3 protein-coding genes and 1 pseudogene are annotated in these 3,766 nt (G+C 70.2%); 3 read left to right on the top strand and 1 reads right to left on the bottom strand.

The features are described 5' to 3' along the window. Nucleotides 1-1,275: pseudogene (locus tag K789_RS22195) on the bottom strand (YibE/F family protein); the annotation flags it as partial. 276 nt (nucleotides 1,276-1,551) lie between these two features. Here K789_RS22195 and K789_RS0103555 point away from each other — a divergent pair. The 3 genes from K789_RS0103555 to K789_RS0103545 form a co-directional block, all read left to right on the top strand. Next, the gene (locus K789_RS0103555) at nucleotides 1,552-2,304 is read left to right on the top strand and encodes an alpha/beta hydrolase (RefSeq protein ID WP_024365556.1); all 753 of its coding nucleotides are present in this window, start codon (nucleotides 1,552-1,554) and stop codon (nucleotides 2,302-2,304) included. Beyond that, nucleotides 2,304-3,173 carry a DUF1295 domain-containing protein gene (locus tag K789_RS0103550; RefSeq protein WP_024365555.1) on the top strand — a complete coding sequence of 290 codons (870 nt, stop codon included), beginning with the start codon at nucleotides 2,304-2,306 and terminating at the stop codon, nucleotides 3,171-3,173. The genes K789_RS0103555 and K789_RS0103550 overlap by 1 nt, the downstream gene beginning before the upstream one ends. A 1-nt stretch (nucleotide 3,174) precedes the next feature. Then, nucleotides 3,175-3,766, top strand: a 592-nt coding sequence (locus tag K789_RS0103545; RefSeq protein ID WP_024365554.1) for a lysophospholipid acyltransferase family protein, incomplete at its 3' end; no start/stop codon positions are given.

Raw genomic sequence — 3,766 nt, 5'->3', positions numbered from 1 at the left:
CCCCGGGCCGCACCGCGTCCGCGCGTGGTCATCCCGGTCGCCTTGACGACAAGTACCGCGATCAGCGTGGTGACCGGGATCGCGAGGACCAGCCCGACGGAACCGACGAGGGTGCGGATCACTTCCTCCGAGAGCTCGGCGCTGGTCAGGGCGTCCCCGAGCGGCCGCTCGTAGAGCATCACCAGGATCAGCACGGGCAACGCCGCCCCGGCGTAGGCGAACGCGATGGTGTAGACGGTGGAGGCGATGTGGTCCCGGCCGATCCGCATGGCGGAGGTGAACAGCTGGCGGGCGGACGTTTCCGGGGCCAGTTCCCACAGCTCCCAGACCGCCGAGGACTGTGTGATGGTGACGTCGTTCAGGACGCCGAGGCCGGAGATGATGAGGCCGCACAGGATGATGCCGGAGATGGAGATGTTGTCGGAGATATTCGCGAGGGTGGCGGAATCGTGGCTCCCGACGCCGGCGAGGTTGGCNGGCGTCGGTGGCCCACGCCGCCAGCAGTGCGGTGATGGCGAGCCCGAACATGGTGCCCAGCAGCGCCGTCGAAGTCCGGGCGGAGAAGCCGTGGGCGAAGTAGAGCACCCCGATCATGATCACCGTGGACCCCACCAGCGCCAGCAGCAGGGGGGGTTTGCCTTCCACGAGGCCGGGCAGCATAAAGCTGACCAGCACGCCGTAGGCCCCGACCAGTCCGATCAGCGCACGCAGCCCGCGCCAGCGCGCCACTGCGATCACGACGACGGCGTACAGCACCGCGAGGAAGATGATGGGCAGGGTCCGGACAAAGTCGACGAAGACATAGGCCGGCGTGCCCTGGGCGGCGGCGCCCTGGGCCTTGGAGAGGTTCAGGTAGCGGATGTTGTCGCCGGGCTTCACACCGTGGGATTTGGCGACGTCGGGGTTGATGACCACTTTGACGGGGTTGCCGCCCTTGTCCGGGTCCGTGAACGCAAAAGTGCACTCTGCCCCCTGTAGCGGGGCTGCGTCCGCGGCGGCCTGTCCCTGCGGGGTGCCGTCCATGCAGCTGCCGGTGACAACGCGCTGGATCTTGCCGGTGTCGAAGGTGACGCCGGGCGCGGCGGCGTAGGGGCTGGCGAGCGTGATGCCTTCTTTGCTGCCCGAGGGCCACAGCAGCGCCATCGCCACGAGCGTCAGCAGCGTCAGCGGGATCAGGATGGCGGCCAGGATCAGGTTGGCTTTCTTCCGGGCGGCGAGCGCCAGGGGCGTCGGATCCGGGTGCCCTTGCGGGGTGTGTGAATGTCCGGCGCCCATCAGCAGTTCAACCTCATGCCGAAGACTTTACGGCGTTCCGCCGCCTCCTGATGACGCGGCGCCGTCATGACGCATGACGGCACCCCAGCGCACGGCGCCGCGGCACACGGCGACCGGCCACACCCCATCTTTCCAGGGCACCGCTCCGAATGTCCTGTGGGCATGTCCCCCTGCGAACCGGTGTAGTGCAGCGTCCTCAGAGGAACAGCTTGAACTGCGGGCACAGGGCCCTATGGTTGGAAATGACGGACGAGACGTGGAGGATACGGCGTGGCCATACGCAAGATAGACGACCGCGGACCTGGGGTGGCAGGCCCCGGGGCAGCCGCCAAGGCCGTGTTGAGCATTGCCGGAGCCTCCGGGGAAACCCGGGGAGTCGCTCTGGTCCTGCACGGCGGGCGGTCCAACAGCTTCGAATCGGTGCGCGGCAGGCACCTGAGCCCGGCCCGGATGCTGCCCTTCGCCCGGGCCCTCCACACTGGCGGCGGCCCCCACGGCCTGGCCGTCTGGACCCTCCGGAACCGGTACCGGGGCTGGAACGGGGCGGACATGTCCCCTGTCCAGGACGCCCAGTGGGCGCTCTCCCACATCAGCCGCGAACACCCCGGGGTCCCGGTTTACCTCCTCGGCCACTCGATGGGCGGGCTGACCGCTCTCTGCGTCGCCGACCACCCCCAGGTGGAAGCCGTGGCCGCCCTCGCGCCCTGGCTCAATGCCGAAACCCCGGTGGAGCGCGTGGCCGGCCGCCGGATCCTGATCGTCCATGGCACCGAGGACCGCTGGACCAGCCCGGCGAACTCGCTCGCCTACGCCCGCCGGGCCGACGGCGTCGCGGAGTCCGTGGACTACGTCGCCCTCAAGGGCGCCGGTCACTTCATGGTCCGCCGGGTGGGCCTGTGGAACTCGCTCGCCAACGGCTTCATCCTTGACGCCTTCGCCGGCAGCTCAGGGCGGGACCTCAAGGGCAGCGCCGACTCGTTCCGCAGCCTCATTCCCGCCGCCGGCGCCAGCCTCCCGGTGGTGCTGTGATGCCGGAGCTCAGTGTTTTCCCGGCTGGGGCCTTCCCGTTGGGGGCTTTCCTGGCCAGCCTCCCGTGGGTGGCGGCGGGTCTCGCCGTGCTGCTGGCCGTCACTTTCGCCGTCGCCGTCCGGCAGAGCCGCCACTCCGTCATCGACACCGTCTGGGGCCTCGGTTTCGTCGTCGTGGCCGCCATCTCCTGGTTCCTCTCCGCCGGACACGGCGACGGCGNNNNCCGCCTCCTGCTGCTGGCGCTCGTGGCGGTCTGGGGGATCCGCCTCGCCCTCCATATCGGCCTCCGGGCCCGCGGCGGGCACGAGGATCCCCGCTACGTGGACATGCTCTCCTCCGCCCCCGGGTCCCGCAACACCTACGCCCTGCGCAAGGTCTACCTGCCCCAGGGGGTGATCCTGTTCTTCGTCTCGCTCACCGTCCAGGTGGGGATGTTCAGCCCCGGAGGCCTGGGCTGGCTGGCGTGGCTGGGCGTGGTGGCCTGGGCCGTGGGTTTCGTCTTCGAGACGGTCGGGGACTGGCAGCTGGCGCAGTTCAAGGACGATCCGTCCCGCCGCGGCACCGTGCTCAACACCGGGCTCTGGCGGTACACCCGCCACCCGAACTACTTCGGCGACGCCGCCGTCTGGACCGGGATCTTCCTGATCGCCGCTGATTCCTGGCCGGGGGTCCTGACGGTCCTCTCCCCCGCCCTGATGATCTGGCTGCTCGCCGGCAAATCCGGCAAGCCGCTCACCGAAAAGGCAATGTCCGCCCGCCCCGGCTACAAGGAATACGTGCAATCGACGTCGGGATTCCTGCCCCTGCCGCCCCGCCGTCCCCACAGCGGCGGACAGCAAACGGGCAGCCACCAGCCGGGAAGGCGCTGACATGCCCTGGCGGCCCGGGCCCAACGACCACTTCTACCGCGTCATAGTCCGCACCGGGCTGGCGCTGCGCCGGCTGTTCCGGATCCGGGTCATCGTCACCGGACAGGAGAACCTCCCGCCGCCGGAGCCCCGCGCCGAGGGCCCGCACGGCTCGTCCCGCACCTCATCCCACGGTGCATCCCGCCGGGTGGTCCCGGGACGGGGAGCCGTCGTCGCCATCACCCACTTCGGGTACCTCGACTTCGCGTTCGCCGAACTCCTGCTGTGGGGGCACGCCAGGGCCCGGATGCGTTTCCTGGTCACGCAGGGAGCGGCCGACCACTGGTTCGCCGGCCCCGCCATCAGCGCCGCCGGACACGTCGTCGTCGGGTACGGGACAGGCTCCCACGCCTACGACGCCGCCGTGCAGAAACTCCGCGAGGGCGAGTACATCGCGATCCTCCCGGAGGCCGGGGTCAGCCGCAGTTTCCGGGTGCGCGAGTGCAAGACCGGCGCCGTGCGGATGGCCGCCGAGGCGGGGGTGCCCATCATCCCTGTGTCCGTCTGGGGCGCCCACCGGCTGATGACCCGCCATCACGGTTTCTCCCCGGCCC

Source organism: Arthrobacter sp. TB 26, from assembly GCF_000427315.1.
Taxonomy (GTDB): domain Bacteria; phylum Actinomycetota; class Actinomycetes; order Actinomycetales; family Micrococcaceae; genus Arthrobacter.
This window is presented reverse-complemented; position numbering and strand designations above follow the sequence as displayed.